Annotated in this window: 16 protein-coding genes; 6 read left to right on the top strand and 10 right to left on the bottom strand. The window is 46.9% G+C overall.

The annotated features are described in order from the left end of the window. Positions 1-114: 114 nt before the first annotated feature. The 4 genes from C5I45_RS07970 to ytaF form a co-directional block, all read right to left on the bottom strand. Positions 115-852 (bottom strand): glycerophosphodiester phosphodiesterase, encoded by a 738-nt coding sequence (locus C5I45_RS07970; RefSeq protein WP_003153194.1) that lies wholly within the window; start codon positions 850-852, stop codon positions 115-117. Between the two features lie 87 nt (positions 853-939). Next, positions 940-1,566 (bottom strand): N-acetylmuramoyl-L-alanine amidase family protein, encoded by a 627-nt coding sequence (locus C5I45_RS07965; protein ID WP_015388023.1) that lies wholly within the window; start codon positions 1,564-1,566, stop codon positions 940-942. Positions 1,567-1,585: 19 nt separating this feature from the next. Next, positions 1,586-1,903 (bottom strand): hypothetical protein, encoded by a 318-nt coding sequence (locus C5I45_RS07960; RefSeq protein ID WP_041481880.1) that lies wholly within the window; start codon positions 1,901-1,903, stop codon positions 1,586-1,588. A 308-nt stretch (positions 1,904-2,211) separates the two neighbouring features. After that, entirely contained in the window at positions 2,212-2,835 is a 624-nt protein-coding gene (gene ytaF / locus C5I45_RS07955; RefSeq protein ID WP_014305388.1) for a sporulation membrane protein YtaF, read from the bottom strand. A 146-nt stretch (positions 2,836-2,981) separates the two neighbouring features. Here ytaF and C5I45_RS07950 point away from each other — a divergent pair, with 146 nt between their 5' ends. The 6 genes from C5I45_RS07950 to alr all read left to right on the top strand — a co-directional run bounded on the left by C5I45_RS07950 (position 2,982) and on the right by alr (position 7,287). Beyond that, positions 2,982-3,614 carry a helix-turn-helix domain-containing protein gene (locus tag C5I45_RS07950; RefSeq protein WP_003153189.1) on the top strand — a complete coding sequence of 211 codons (633 nt, stop codon included), beginning with the start codon at positions 2,982-2,984 and terminating at the stop codon, positions 3,612-3,614. Positions 3,615-3,904: 290 nt separating this feature from the next. After that, positions 3,905-4,042, top strand: coding sequence for a hypothetical protein (locus C5I45_RS19755; protein WP_162918042.1), 138 nt, complete (start codon positions 3,905-3,907; stop codon positions 4,040-4,042). A 93-nt stretch (positions 4,043-4,135) separates the two neighbouring features. After that, positions 4,136-5,254, top strand: a complete 1,119-nt coding sequence (locus C5I45_RS07945) for an NADH-dependent flavin oxidoreductase (RefSeq protein WP_107994589.1) — start codon at positions 4,136-4,138, stop codon at positions 5,252-5,254. A 125-nt stretch (positions 5,255-5,379) separates the two neighbouring features. Continuing rightward, on the top strand, positions 5,380-5,592 hold the full coding sequence (locus tag C5I45_RS07940) for a spore germination protein (RefSeq protein WP_024085590.1): 213 nt from the start codon (positions 5,380-5,382) through the stop codon (positions 5,590-5,592). A 125-nt stretch (positions 5,593-5,717) separates the two neighbouring features. Then, a complete protein-coding gene (locus tag C5I45_RS07935) occupies positions 5,718-5,930 on the top strand; it encodes a spore germination protein (RefSeq protein ID WP_014305392.1) in 213 nt (70 codons plus the stop codon). Positions 5,931-6,105: 175 nt separating this feature from the next. After that, a complete protein-coding gene (gene alr, locus C5I45_RS07930) occupies positions 6,106-7,287 on the top strand; it encodes an alanine racemase (protein ID WP_025852858.1) in 1,182 nt (393 codons plus the stop codon). 147 nt (positions 7,288-7,434) lie between these two features. On the opposite strand, the gene spo0A is transcribed toward alr, so the two are convergent. The 6 genes from spo0A to dxs form a co-directional block, all read right to left on the bottom strand. Next, positions 7,435-8,235 (bottom strand): sporulation transcription factor Spo0A, encoded by an 801-nt coding sequence (gene spo0A, locus C5I45_RS07920; RefSeq protein ID WP_107994314.1) that lies wholly within the window; start codon positions 8,233-8,235, stop codon positions 7,435-7,437. A gap of 280 nt (positions 8,236-8,515) precedes the next feature. Further along, positions 8,516-9,796, bottom strand: a complete 1,281-nt coding sequence (gene spoIVB, locus C5I45_RS07915; RefSeq protein WP_007408360.1) for a SpoIVB peptidase — start codon at positions 9,794-9,796, stop codon at positions 8,516-8,518. A gap of 163 nt (positions 9,797-9,959) precedes the next feature. Then, positions 9,960-11,690, bottom strand: coding sequence for a DNA repair protein RecN (recN, locus tag C5I45_RS07910; protein ID WP_025852862.1), 1,731 nt, complete (start codon positions 11,688-11,690; stop codon positions 9,960-9,962). Between the two features lie 31 nt (positions 11,691-11,721). Continuing rightward, complete coding sequence (gene ahrC, locus C5I45_RS07905; protein WP_003153173.1) at positions 11,722-12,171, bottom strand: transcriptional regulator AhrC/ArgR; 450 nt, start codon at positions 12,169-12,171, stop codon at positions 11,722-11,724. A gap of 96 nt (positions 12,172-12,267) precedes the next feature. Beyond that, on the bottom strand, positions 12,268-13,113 hold the full coding sequence (locus C5I45_RS07900) for a TlyA family RNA methyltransferase (RefSeq protein ID WP_003153172.1): 846 nt from the start codon (positions 13,111-13,113) through the stop codon (positions 12,268-12,270). Next, positions 13,110-15,011 (bottom strand): 1-deoxy-D-xylulose-5-phosphate synthase, encoded by a 1,902-nt coding sequence (dxs, locus tag C5I45_RS07895; protein ID WP_024085592.1) that lies wholly within the window; start codon positions 15,009-15,011, stop codon positions 13,110-13,112. Before dxs ends, C5I45_RS07900 begins: the two co-directional genes overlap by 4 nt. Positions 15,012-15,016: the final 5 nt, after the last annotated feature.

Here is a 15,016-nt window from a genome sequence, read left to right as displayed (position 1 = left end):
AAAGATAACGCTTACACAAAACGCCCTGTTACAATATATGAACCGGCTGACCGAGTTATGAGTGCACCGCCTTTTTCCCGCCCATAAAAAAAGAAGACTGTCTGACCAGTCTTCTCAGCTGCGGCATTCTTCTTTTATAGAAACAGCCAGCTTTGGATAATCGGTAAAAATTGCGTCTATCCCCGCTTTCATCAGCCGCTTCATATCCTCAGGACGATTGACGGTGAACGGACGGAGCGCCGCTTGGTGTTTTGCAAGATGTGTGATCACTTCAGCACTGACCGCCGGCGTGCCGAGCTTCGGATGATAACCCGAAGCGGGAATGGCGGCAAGATAACGTTCAGGCCGGTACAGCACATCCATTGTCAGCACCGCCCGTTCAATTTCAGGCGCCAGGGCGTGGCACACCGCGAGACTCTCATGATTAAATGAAGAAAAAATAACGCGCTTTTCCAGTCCGTAATATCTGACTTTTTTGATCACTTCTTCTTCCATTCCTTCGTAACGGAATACACTGTTTTTCAGCTCAATGTTTATCAGAAAATCAGCACGTTCAGCAAAACGCAGCACATCGGACAAAAGCGGAATTCTGACACCTTTAAAAGAATCTTTCCATTTTCCGGCGGCATCGGCGGTTCTGATTTTGTCATACGCCGTATCTTTCACAAATCCTTTCAAAGATGTCGTGCGGTCGAGGGTTTCATCGTGAATGACCACGATCCGGCCGTCTTTTGTCATCTGTACATCAAGTTCAATTCCGTCAGCCCCGTCCTCAATCGCTTTTTTGAATGCGGGCATCGTATTTTCAGGGCAGTCGCCCGACGCCCCCCGGTGGGCAAAAATATTCGTCATATGTGTCACCTCAGATGTTTGTCATCGGTTTTCTCTATTATAATCGTTATGCACATCAGGAGGGCGCTATTTACACATATTTTATCATTACCGTCCGCTGTAATAGGTTTCGATTCCGTTTACAACGGCGTCCGCGGCGTGCTCTTGTCCGTTATCGCTTTTCAGCTTGTCCGCATCTTGAGGATTTGTGATAAAACCTAATTCAGCCAGCACACTCGGCATCTTTGAATATGTAATAACATAAAAAGGAGCTTCTTTTACGCCTCTGTCCCTCATCCCTAAAGACGTGACAAGCTGCTGCTGAATGTCGGAAGCAAGCCTTTCGCTGTCCGCTCCTTCATATGTCGAATTAAAATACGTTTCCGCGCCCGATGCCGTTGATACGGCTGAATTGGTATGGAGGCTGACGAATAAATCGGATTGGCTGGCGCTCGCTTTCGCCACCCGCTCGTCCAAACGTAAAAAAGTATCATCAGTCCTTGAAGCTACAGGTTTTGCGCCTTCTGTCTCCAATTTGGCGATCACCTTGTTTGACACCGCTAAATTGATGTTTTTCTCAAGCAGTCCATTTCCGCCGGCCCCGCTGTCTTCTCCGCCATGTCCGGCATCGATATAGATGGTTTTCCCTTGCAAAGGTTCGGCTGCATAAGCGGACGGCGCAAGCAGAAGCAGAGCGGCACCGAAGGCAGCAGCGCTTTTTGTCAGTAAACCCACGTTTTTTTCCTCCCCGTTTTCACATATCTGTTTCTTTTTTCAGTTTCTCAAGCCGTAATTGTCCGTTGCTCTCTTTTTTATAGGTGATTTGCACCGCCGTATGTTCAGGCAGCGACTGACATTCAAACCGCTTAGCGAAAGGCACCTTCACCTCTTGCCTTTCTCCGTCAATTTCGACCGCGATCGTATCGTTTCCGGCCGCTTTTATAAATGTTCCTTCCTGTGTAAATGACGGCGCCGCATCAGCCTCCGCGGTATACTCGCAGCCTGATAACAGCCATGCGGTGAAGATCAGAAGTATGGCAGACTTCACACAGATCACCTCACGTTTTCTCATTCGGCTTTATCTTTGAACAGAATGGCCGATTTGTAAAGGGAGCCTCCATTCCTCCAGCGTTTTTTCCATCTTTGGAATGAAGGCTATCTGACCTGCTGTTTACCTGAACTTAGAAAGAAAACAAGCTGATCAGTCTATGAAAAAGGTTCTGTCTGAAGGCCGAATATGCAGAATTTAACGGAAACGGACGACTTTCTGTTCATTTTGAAAAAATATCAGATCGGCAAAAAAGAGAGCCGCGTCATGCACTCTCCCGAATAGAAACATTCATATTTATTTTGAGCTTTTCATAAAATGAACGGGACAACTTAAAAGAGCAGCGTATTGGCGGCAATGATGAGAATAATCACTCCGCTCAGCACCGTGCTGAACTGTCCGACGTGAAAAGAACCGATGCGCAATGAAGCGGCTTTTTTTCCAAGCGAGCAGCCGATCCATATGGTCAGAAAGCTTCCGACCGCCGCAGTAATGGAAATGGCAGCGGGAGAAAGCCCGATCAACCCCGCGCTTAATCCGTTGGTCAGCGCATTTGCGGATACGGCCACCCCGAGAACCAAGGATTCCAATATACCGATTTCTCCCGAACCGTCGGCATCCGCTGCCTCCGGATTTTGCAGCAGACCGGCAAAACGGCCTTTTTTTCCTGACGCGCCAACACGCGCTGTTTTTCTCGGCACAGCCAGCAGAATGATGCGGATACCGATGACAGATAAAATAAACGCCGCCAGCAATACAGGAAGAAAGCCCGGTAAAACGGCTGAAATCCATTTGCCGAAATAAATTCCGATATAACTGAATACAAAACAGATAAAAGCGATCATCATATTTGACGCATGCGATATTTTGATTTTTCTGATGCCGTATGACATCCCCACTCCTAAATTATCAATGCTTGAGGACACTGCCAAACCTAAAATCAATAACCAAGCCATGTTCGTTTCTCTCCATTCTTTGATGTCTTTTCAACATGTTGTGCCGTTGAATCTACACTATCCTATTCAGCAGCACAGAAAAGGTACCTTTTCTGCAAAAATTATTGATTGACGATCATCATTCCGGCGGAAACGAGGTGACACCCTTGACAGAAAATAAAAATAAGACACTGGGACCCCTTTTAAAATCACTGCTTGATAAGCACTCGCTCTCCATGAGAAAACTCGGCGCCTTAACAAACATTGATACGGCCACTATCTCCCGGATTATCAACGGCAAACAGAAGGCCAATTTAAAGCATCTTCAGGAATTTTCAAAACACCTCCGCACCCCGCTGGAGGAATTGCTTGAGGCGTCAGGCATAGACATCGGCCATGAAAAAGTAGCTGCGCCGCAAGACCCGATGCACGCGATTCAGGATATGCTGAATATGGCCGAGATGTTTGATCAGCCTTTTTCCCGGGAGCAAATTGAGCGCGAACTGACCAGATATGAACAATATGCCAAAACCCAGCAGGGCCATCGCCTGATTTGCGATGAGTTTCAAAAGAAAATGGACAATGAAGAAAGCGTCGGCCCTTTTATTGACCATTTGAAAAACATGCATCATCAGTATATGGATGAATCAACACCGGCTGAAGACCGCGCGATTCTCGGGAGCGCGCTGCTGTATTATATTTTAGCGACCGACGTTATCCCGGATTACATGTTTCCGATCGGCTACCTGGATGACGCCATCGCCGTTCAAATCGCTTTGAACCGGCTGAAAAAAAAGTAAAGGCGCTTAAAAAAGCGCCCTTTTTGTGTTGAAAAATATGAAACACCGCATTACGGTTTTGTCAAAACAGAGACAGCTGTCATATGATACATCAACCTAACAAAAAGGAGGGTGTCTTCTATGGACAGCAACACAGTTGTGGCAGTGTGCGCTCTGTTAAGTGTTGTGATTCAGATCGGAACGATATTCGCCGCAGGAAAGTGGAAAAAAGAATAAACAAATTGACGGTTTTTTCGCACAAGCGTATGCTTATAAATAACCTTGTAAAAGATAAGAAAGAAGATATGCATATGAAAAAAATCATTCTCCTCTTCACCGCCGCTGTCATATTCAGCTCGATCGGCCATCAAATTTCAGGAGGATATAAAGATCCTGAAAAGGAACGGAGAAAACCGTTTCATTCGTTTAAATGGTTCAGCCGGTCATAACCTCAGGAAGAAGAACAAGCAAAATAATTGCACACAATGAAAACATAAGCTAGAATACGGACGAGTTAAACTCCTAAGGAAGAAGGCGAAATGATGAAGCAAACTTTTAAACCGCTGTTTGAACCTTTTACGTTCGAAAGCGGTGTCACTATACCAAACCGTATTTCAGTCGCACCGATGACACACTATTCATCAAATGATGACGGAACGATTTCCGACCGTGAATTAAGCTACATTACTCCCCGTTCAAAAGAAATGGGCATGGTCATTACGGCATGTGCAAACGTAACGCCGGACGGCAAAGCGTTTCCAGGCCAGCCCGGCATCTATGATGATTCTCACATTCCCGGCTTGAAAAAACTCGCTCAGGCGATCCAGTCTCAAGGAGCGAAAGCCGTTGTGCAGATTCACCACGGAGGCTTGGAATGCCCTCCTGAACTCGTGCCAAACAACGACGTCGTCAGTCCGAGCGACTCAGAAGAAGACGGCAGACAAACGTCCCGTGCTCTCACAGAACAAGAAATTGAGCACATCGTGAAAGCATTCGGCGAAGCGACACGCAGAGCGATTGAAGCCGGCTTTGACGGTGTTGAAATTCACGGGGCAAACGGGTACCTGATTCACCAATTTTATTCACCGAAAACAAACCGGCGCACAGACCGCTGGGGCGGAAGCGATGAAAAGCGCCTTGCGTTCCCGCTTGCAGTCGTTGACGCTGTCAAACAGGCGATTGATACACACGCTGAAAATCCATTCGTTCTCGGCTACCGCCTGTCACCGGAAGAGCCGGAAACACCGGGGCTTACAATGAAAGAAACATTCATGCTCGCCGACGCGCTTGCAGAAGAGAACTTGGATTATCTGCATATTTCACTGATGGATGTCAATTCCAAAGCCCGCCGCGGCGCGGATACTTCACGGACCCGGATGGATTTATTAAACGAACGCGTCGGCCATAAAGTGCCGCTGATGGCCGTCGGTTCCATCTATACCGCGGACGAAGCGCTTGCCGTATTAGAAAGCGGAATTCCGCTGGTGGCTCTGGGACGTGTCATTTTGATTAACCCCGAATGGGCGGTGCTGGTCAAAGAAGGCCGCGAACAGGAAATCGAAAAAGCCATTCAGGCATCTGAAATCGAGAAATACCGACTTCCTGAACCGTTATGGGAAATGATTCAGAATACAGGCGGCTGGGTGCCGTTTGAAAAGTAGACTAAAAAACTGCCGGATGTCCGGCAGTTTTTTTGATTCACAAGTTTTTACCGCTTTGTTTACTCCTATTTCTAACACACAGCGTACATATAGTAAATAGATTAATAGAAAGGAGACCGTATATGATGGCTGGTTTCCCTATTACGATTAACAGTCTTTCCGGAAACGGGGTTGTCAATATCGGCGGTGCGTTTTCGATAAGTCCTTTAACCGTATCAAAAACCGTCTACGGCTCAGGAGGGGGAAATACAGGTATGGTCCTGCAAATGAATCAATCCAGCACATCTCAATCTTCAAACTCTCAATACTCTGATCAAAATGTAACGAAAACATTATGATATCCGTATTTCCCTCCCTTTCCGGCTGGCAGCAGCCGGATTCTTTTTGCCGTTTTGTTTAATCTTATTCCATATCACAGCGTACATATAGTTAGTAGACTGTGAGAGAAAGGAGAAAAAATAGAATGAGCGGTTGCCCGATTACGATAAACAACGTATCAGGAAACGGAGTTGTCAATGTTGGCGGCGCCATATCCATCAGTCCGCTGACTGCATCAAAAACCGTTTTCGGTGCCGGAGGGGGAAATATCGGCATTGTCATTCAAAACAATGCTGTAAGCCAGTCCAAAATGTTTGAACATCAATTTTCAGATCAGAATATTGTAAAGTCATTGTAAGGGCCGCCATGCTGCCCTTACTGCATAAATAAAGCAGGCACACTGATTCCCCGAAAACTTGATATTAAACATCAACGATCACCTTTCCATGTTTTGAATGATTTCAGTTAAAGATGAATAGAATGCAGATTGAAAGCATGAGTACTGAATCTCATTAAGGAAAGAAGGAATCGTGATGAAAAAACTTTGCCGGGAAGTTTGGATTGAAGTTGACCTTGATGCGATAAAAAAGAACGTACGGGCGATCCGCCGCCATATTCCGAATACGTCTAAAATTATGGCCGTCGTAAAAGCGAACGCTTATGGCCACGGCTCTGTGGAAGTAGCGCGGCAGGCACTGGAAAGCGGGGCGAGCGAGCTTGCTGTCGCCAGCGTCGAAGAGGGAATTGTGTTACGGAGAGCGGGAATTAAGGCGCCTATTCTTGTGCTCGGCTTCACAGCTCTCAGCTGTGTGAAAAAATCTGCCGTTTGGAACATCACATTATCAGCGTTTCAGGTCAGCTGGATCAAAAAAGCGAATCGGATATTGGAAAAAGAAGCAGAGTCGAAACGGCTGTCCATTCATATCAATGTGGATACCGGAATGGGCCGGCTGGGTGTGCGCACAGAAGAAGATCTTTTAGCAGTGGTGAAAGCGCTCAAGTCGAGTACATACCTGTCATGGGATGGCATCTTTACACATTTTTCAACAGCGGATGAACCGGACACTGAGCTGACGATGCTGCAGCACGAAAAGTTTATCAGCTTTCTCCGCTTTTTAAAAAATCAAGACATTACGCTGCCTACCGTGCATATGTGCAATACAGCCGCCGCTATCGCATTCCCGGAATTCAGCGCCGACATGATCCGTTTAGGTATTGGGTTATATGGTTTATATCCGTCCGCCTCGATAAAGGAACTGAACCTCGTGGATCTCACACCCGCACTAAGTTTAAAGGCGCGTATCGCTTATGTGAAAGCTATGGTGACAGATCCCCGGACCGTCAGTTATGGCGCTACATATATCGCCGAACCGGGTGAAATCATCGCGACGATTCCGATCGGCTATGCTGACGGTTACTCCCGCGCCCTGTCCAACCGCGGGTTTATTCTGCACCGCGGCAGACGAGTGCAGGTAGCGGGGAGAGTGACAATGGATATGATAATGGTCAGTTTAGGTGAGAATGAGGGCAAACAAGGAGAAGAAGTCGTCATCTACGGCAAACAAAAAGAAGCCGAGATTTCCGTTGATGAAATTGCCGAAATGCTCGGTACGATCAGCTACGAAGTCCTGTCTGTGTTAAGCCGCCGCATCCCCCGCTTTTATTTCAGAGACGGCAAAATCATTAAAATATCAGCTCCGGTATTATACGTATAGACGGCATAGTTCCCGTATTTATGTATAGAACAAGTACCGGGTGAGTGGTTTCCATTGTTTTCGTCAGCAAAATCTCAAAACGCCTTCTCTTCCGCGTTTATGCACGGAATAGAAGGCGCGAAAAAGACATTTAGCCAAAGGCTTGCGTTACGAAGCTTTATGCTCCAATCTCAGCTTGTCAGCAACCATCGCGATGAACTCTGAGTTGGTTGGTTTTGCTTTTGTCATGCTTACCGTATATCCGAACAGTGAAGAAATGGAATCAATATTTCCCCTGCTCCATGCGACTTCAATGGCGTGGCGGATGGCCCGTTCTACACGGCTTGCGGTCGTGTTGAATTTTTTGGCGATGTCGGGATAAAGGACTTTTGTGATGCTGCCGAGGAGTTCAATATCGTTATACACCATGGAAATGGCTTCACGCAAATAAAGATAGCCTTTGATATGGGCAGGCACACCGATCTCATGGATAATGCTTGTAATGCTGGCATCGAGATTTTTCCGCTTCGGCTCCGGCTGGCTGCGGATAATGCTGCTTTGCGCAGACGGGGCACGGTGTGTGACACTGCTGACATTTCCGCTTACCTGGCGGATATGGCCGACAAGGTTTTCCATATCAAACGGCTTCAGGATGAAATAGGATGCGCCTAAATCGACGGCTTTTTTCGTAACGTCTTCCTGACCGAATGCCGTCAGCATGATGACGTTCGGCTGCTTCTTGAGCTCTGATTCACGCAGACGCTCCAAAACCGCAAGTCCGTCCAGATGCGGCATGATAATGTCTAACACGAGCACATCGGGATTCTTATCTTTAAACAAAGAAAGACATTCCTGTCCGTTATAAGCAACGCCGATCACTTCCATATCATCCTGTCCCTCTATATATTCACTCAACAGGCTTACAAGCTCTCGATTATCATCAGCAACACAAACTTTAATTTTCTCCACGTTTCTTCCTCCCCCAATGTATTAACAGGACGCAACCCATTTGACTGCTATATGTTACATTCGACAAAACCACTACTTCCCCTTTTAAAAAATCCATATTTACCAATAATAGTGGTATATCTTTGTTTTTCTAGCATTTTCTAGGTTTTTCGACTAAAAATTAAGTTTGACAAATCAGGAAACGTGAATTTGTCGAAAAATCTTCATGTCTTATTTTACATGAATCCCGGAAAGAAGTGAAGAACGCATCACATAAAAAAACTGCCGGATCATCCGGCAGTCAGCTTGCTTTGTCTTTCCCGTAAACATCAACACCCGCTTCAGACAGCATCCATTCGATATGAACGCCATAGCCGCTTGTCGGATCATTGACAAATACGTGGGTTACGGCTCCGACGACCTTTCCGTTCTGGATGATCGGGCTTCCGCTCATCCCCTGAACGATTCCGCCGGTTCTTTTCAGCAGTTTCGGATCTGTCACTTTCAATACCATTCCCTTTGTCGCCGGGAATTTTTGCGGCGTGGTGCTGACGATTTCAATATCAAATTTCTCTACTTTATCGTTTTCGATAACCGTCAGCATTTGCGCAGGTCCTTTTTTTACTTCATTTGACAAAGCAATCGGAAGCGCTTTGTCGGAAATGTTGTTTTTAATCGGCTGATGCAGTGTCCCAAAAATGCCGAACGGGCTGTTGCGGTTAATATCGCCGATCGTTTTCCGTTCTGACGAAAACCTTGCCAGTTTTTCGCCTGGATTGCCGCCTTTTCCTTTTTCAATCGATGTTACAGTAGAACGGACGATTTCTCCGTCTTCTACAACAATCGGTTTTTTTGTATCCATATCAGAGATGACGTGGCCCAATGCGCCGTATTTTTTTGTTTTCGGTTCAAAAAATGTCATGGTGCCGATGCCGGCTGCCGAATCACGGATATAAAGGCCGATTCGATATTTCCCCTCGGCTTCGTCCTTTGTCGGAATCAGCTTTGTTTTGATTTTTTGCTTATCGCGTTTCACCAATAAATCCAGAGATTCACCGGTTTTGCCCGCTTTTTGAATAAACGGGGCGATGTCGCTCATTTTTTCAATTTTATGTCCGTTCATTTTAATAATGATGTCGCCAGATTCAATACCCGCTTGTTCTCCCGGAGACTTTTTCCCATCCTTTGTCATCACCTGGTGAAAACCGACGACCAAAACACCGACTGAATGCAGTTTTACACCGATGGACTGTCCGCCCGGAATGACCTTCAATTCAGGAAGGACACGCACTTTCGTTTTTTTAATGGGAAATCCGGCAAGATCATATACTACTTCTGACCTGCCTTGTGTTTGCCCTGTTATGTTTGCATGACCGTGCTCTTCTTTCAGCGTAAAGGCTTCTGATAATTCGCCCTTTTCAGCGCTTATTGATGCATTGACCGGAACGGCCTGTGTCTGGTTTTCAAAGACGCTCATTTCTGACGGTATCAGTAAATATTCTTTAAACGGCTTAAAAAAGCCTACACTTAGTAAAGAAACAAGGAGAATTACACCTATTGCTTTCCTCATGTTATCGTGCATTCATTCCTTCACTCTCCTCGCTCCTATCCCACACCACTTTCTTTTTCTGCTACATCTATACTTTTGCCTTCCTGCGCTTGATTTATAACCGGCATACGAAGAAAAACATTGGATACACTGTTAGAGAAATGGAACAAAAAAATAAGCTGCCTGTATCAGCAGCTTATCCTGTCGTTTTTACCTGTCCGGCCTGTTTTAAAAGCTCTTGTGCATGCCGTTTTGTCAGATCGGTCACTTCAACACCCGCAATCATGCGGCCGATTTCCGCTACCTTATCTTGCTTGGAAAGCGGCGTGACATGCGTTGTCGTCCGTCCGTCTTTGAATTCTTTTGCGATCAGAAGGTGCGTATCCGCCATAGCGGCAACCTGCGGCAGGTGTGTAATGCAGAGCACCTGTGAACCGGTCGATACTTTATGGATTTTTTCCGCGATGGCTTGGGCAACCCGCCCGCTTACACCGGTGTCCACTTCGTCAAAGATGATGGAGGTGACATCCTGCTGGGAAGAAAAAATACTCTTCATCGCCAGCATCACCCTTGAAAGCTCGCCTCCGGAAGCGACCTTTGACAGCGGTTTTAAAGGCTCACCGGTGTTTGTTGAAATTAAAAACTTCACAAGGTCAATCCCCTTTTGGGTAAGCTGCACGGGCTGCCCGTTAACAACCGGAGCTTCACTGGCAGACGGATCGATTTTCACGAGAAATTCCGTATCAAACGTTGATTTGCCCATATACAGACTTTGTAATTCCTGATGAATCGCTTCCGCCAGTTTCTTGGCCCATGCTTTTCTGATTTTTGATAAATTGGCGGCTTCTACGGCCACATCTTTGCCGACCGACTCCAATTCCTTCTTCAGGGCTTCAAGGTGGCTGTCGCGGTTCTCGATTTGATCGATTTCCTCTTCTATTTTAGAGCCGTATTCCAAAATGTCTTCTACCGTCGCTCCGTATTTGCGCTTCAGCTGTTTGATCTCATTTAAACGGGTTTCAATAAAATTCAGCCGTTCCGGGTCATATTCCAGATCATCTAACAGATTGCGCATTTGAAAGGTTGCATCCTCCAGCAGATAATAGGAACTTGACACACTTTCAGACAGCTTTTGCAGCGGTTCATTGATATCCGAAATATCTTCAAGCTGGGCAGAGGCCATTCCGACCCAGTCAAGCCCCCCCTGCTCGCTGCGGAGCGCATTATAGGCGTTTTGCAATGATTCATAAATTTTTTCAAAGTTGGATATCTGCTTCCGCTCTTCCTGAAGAAGTTCGTCTTCATTCAATTCAAGCTTCGCCGACTCGATTTCTTCAAGCTGAAATTGAATCAGGTCTAACCGATGCGCCATTTCCTGCTCGCTTTCTGACAGCTTCTTCACTTTTTTGAGCAGCTTCATATAACGCTCATAGCCTTCATGGTAAGCCTGAAGCGCGGATTCGGCCTCAGCGCCCGCAAATTTATCCAAAAGCTCCAAGTGTTTGTCGTCCTCCATTAACAGCTGGTTATCATGCTGTCCGTGAATATCTAATAAAAGTCTGCCGATTTCCCTTAAAGCCGCAATCGTCACTAATTTTCCGTTGACACGGCAGACGCTTTTTCCTCCGGCATTGATGTCCCTTCTCATGACAATCATGTCGTCAGATGCGTCTATTCCCTGCTCACGGCATACTTCAAAAACGGGATGACCGCTGTCCAATAGAAACAGTCCTTCAAGCTCGGCCTTTGTTTCACCGTAACGGACAAATTCAGACGAGCCGCGTCCGCCGACTAATAGGGAAACGGCGTCTATAATAATTGACTTGCCGGCCCCTGTTTCTCCCGTCAGGACGGTGAGCCCCCGTTCAAACGAAATCGTCAGTTCCTCTATAATGGCAAAGTTTTTTATTGATAGTTCAGCTAACAAACAGCATTCCACCTTTTATCTGATAATTACGCTACAGCAGCTCCAAAAGACGGCTTTGTACGCCTTCCGTATCTTCAGGCGTCCTGCAGATGATTAAGATCGTGTCATCTCCGCAGATCGTGCCCATGATTTCTTCCCATTCGAGATTATCCATCAGAGCGCCGATTGCCTGAGCATTCCCCGGCATCGTTTTTAATACGATCATATGGCTTGCTGAGTCAATTTTTACGAACGCATCCATTAATGAACGCTTCAGTTTTGACAGCGGATTGAACCGCTGATCCGCCGGCAGGCTGTATTTGTAGGAGCCGTTGTTCGTCGGCACCTTTACGAGATGCAGCTCTTTAATGTCTCTGGAGACAGTCGCCTGGGTTACCTTATATCCTTCTTCTCTCAGCATGTCAACTAAGTCATCCTGCGTTTCAATCTCATGGCTTGTAATAAGCTCTCTGATTTTTATATGCCTTTGGCCTTTTGTCATGTAAGCACCTCTGTTTTCAAGCTGTTCTTGTCATTATGTTAACCGCTTCTTGATAAAAAGTACATGATGGCAGAAAAAAGGAATAATAGCCCCCTATTATTCCGGTACATCTGTCTTTTTGGCTTTTAATGTCTCATGTGCTTCGCGGACGGTACGGAGAATATCTTCTTCCGGCAGTTCAGCGCCGTTTCCGTCTTCTCCGCCCCATTCCAGATGAAGCAGAAACTCAATATTGCCGTCTCCCCCTGTAATCGGTGAGAAGGACAGTCCTTTCACTGTATATCCTTCAGAAGCTGCAAATTGATTCATGCGGCGGAGAACGTCAGCATGAACGCCGGGATCTCTGACAATGCCTTTTTTTCCGACGGATTCCCGTCCGGCTTCAAATTGCGGCTTCACCAGTGCGATACAATCGCTCCCCGGTACAAGCAGCGTTTTTAAAACCGGCAGAATGAGGCGGAGTGAGATGAAAGAAACATCGATTGTCGCAAATTCCGGCAAACCCTCTGTGAAATCGGAAGGCTCGGAATAGCGGAAATTCGTCCGTTCCATGACGACGACCCTCTCGTCCTGTCTGAGCTTCCAAGCAAGCTGATTATAGCCGACATCCACTGCGTAGGACCGCTCAGCTCCGTTTTGGAGGGCGCAATCCGTGAATCCCCCTGTAGACGAGCCGATGTCAATCATCGTTTTGCCTTTTACCGAGACAGGAAACACTTCCAAGGCTTTTTCAAGTTTTAATCCGCCTCTGCTGACGTATTTAAGAGGGTTTCCTTTTACCGTTAACGGAAGATCCCGGGCGATTTTTTCACCCGGTTTGTCCAATCGGTTTTCATTTGAGTATACGATGCCCGCCATAATGGCGCGTTTCGCTTTTTCCCGCGTTTCCGCAAGGCCTTTTTCTACAAGAAGTACATCTAATCGTTCTTTTTTTGCTGTCATGATCCAATTCCTTTATGTGTCTTCGGCGGCATCAGCAGTTTTATCCGATTCATAACCTCAGCCTTCGTGAGACCGATTTCTTCAAGCAGGGCGGTTACGCTGCCGTGTTCAATAAACCGGTCTGGGATGCCCATTCTGTCAATCGGTGTATGATACATGCCGAGGTCATGAGCGTATTCAAGAATCGTGCTGCCGAATCCGCCTTCAAGCACGGCTTCTTCTATCGTTAAAATCGGCAGACCTTCATTAAGAATGGCCTTCATCATTTGTTTATCAATCGGCTTTATGAACCTCGCATTCACGACACGCACGGACAGGCCTTCTTTTTGCAGTTCTTCAGCCGCTTCCAGCGCCATTTCAATGGTCGTACCGAATGTTAAAATGACCGCGTCTTTTCCGGGACGGAGCACTTCCCATGTTCCGATCGGGATGGTTTTCAGCTCTTTATCCATCTTAACGCCGAGCCCGTTTCCGCGCGGGAAGCGCATCGCAATCGGACCTTCCTCGTATGAAAGGGCTGTATTGACCATATGGCGGCCTTCATTTTCATCCTTCGGCATCATTAAAACGAGGTTCGGTATATGCCGCAAAAAGGCGATGTCAAAGACGCCTTGATGCGTCTCCCCGTCAGCGCCGACCAAACCGGCGCGGTCAATGCCGATAAATACATTCGCGTTTTGACGGCAGATATCATGGACGACCTGATCGTACGCCCGCTGTAAAAAGGTCGAATAAATCGCAAGAAACGGCTTCATACCCTGAAGCGCCATTCCCGCGGCCATTGTCGCCGCATGCTGTTCTGCGATTCCGACGTCAAACATGCGCTCAGGAAATTCTTTCGCAAATCCTTCAAGCTTAGAGCCGACCGGCATAGCCGGTGTAATCGCGACAATTCTGTCATCCTCGCGCGCCAGCTCCTGCACGGTGCCGCTGACAAGTCCGCTCCATGAAGGCGCCGCGGCTTTCGGCTTGACGAAATCACCCGTATTGATTTTATAAGGCCCCGTTCCGTGCCATGTGCCGATTGTGTCGGTCTCAGCCGGTTTATAGCCTTTGCCCTTTTTCGTAATGACATGCAAAAGGACAGGACCTTTCGTTTTTTTGGCGTATTGCAGGTTTTCAAACAGTTCGTGGTAGGAATGACCGTCAACAGGGCCTAAATACGTAAAGCCCAGCTCTTCAAAAAACATGCCTGACACAAGCATATATTTTAAGCTGTCTTTTATCCGTTCCGCTGTGGCGGCCAATTTTCCGCCGACGGCCGGGATGCGCTTAAATAAATATTCAAGCTCGTCTTTTACCCATTGATATTTGCCGGCCGTGCGAAGCCGTCCCAGCATAGAATGAATTGCCCCGACATTCGGCGCAATGCTCATCTCATTATCATTCAGGATGACGATCATATCTTTTTTCTCATCACCGATATGGTTCAGCGCTTCGAGCGCCATTCCTCCGGTTAAAGCGCCGTCTCCGATAATCGGGATGATATATTCTTTCGATCCTTTAATATCACGGGCGGCTGCCATTCCCATCGCGCCTGAGAGCGATGTTGAGCTGTGGCCTGTTTCCCATACGTCATGTTCGCTTTCGCTGCGCTTCGGGAAACCGCAAAGCCCTTTATATTGGCGCAAGGTTTCAAACTCCTTGCCGCGCCCGGTTAACAGTTTATGAACATAGGACTGATGTCCGACATCCCATAAAAATTTATCTTTCGGACTGTCAAATTCTTTGTGAAGCGCAATTGTCAGCTCGACAACCCCGAGGTTCGGCCCGATATGGCCGCCAGAGGCAGACAGCGATGTGATGAGGAAATTGCGGATTTCCTCACTCAGCTCTTCCAGCTGTTCAATTGACATCTTTTTAAGAAATGACGGGTCCTGTATTGATAAAAGATCCAAAGCGG

Source organism: Bacillus sp. ZY-1-1 (assembly GCF_003047165.1).
Classification (GTDB): domain Bacteria; phylum Bacillota; class Bacilli; order Bacillales; family Bacillaceae; genus Bacillus; species Bacillus velezensis.
The sequence above is the reverse complement of the archived record's forward strand: the minus strand, read 5'-3'. Positions and strand labels throughout refer to the sequence as shown.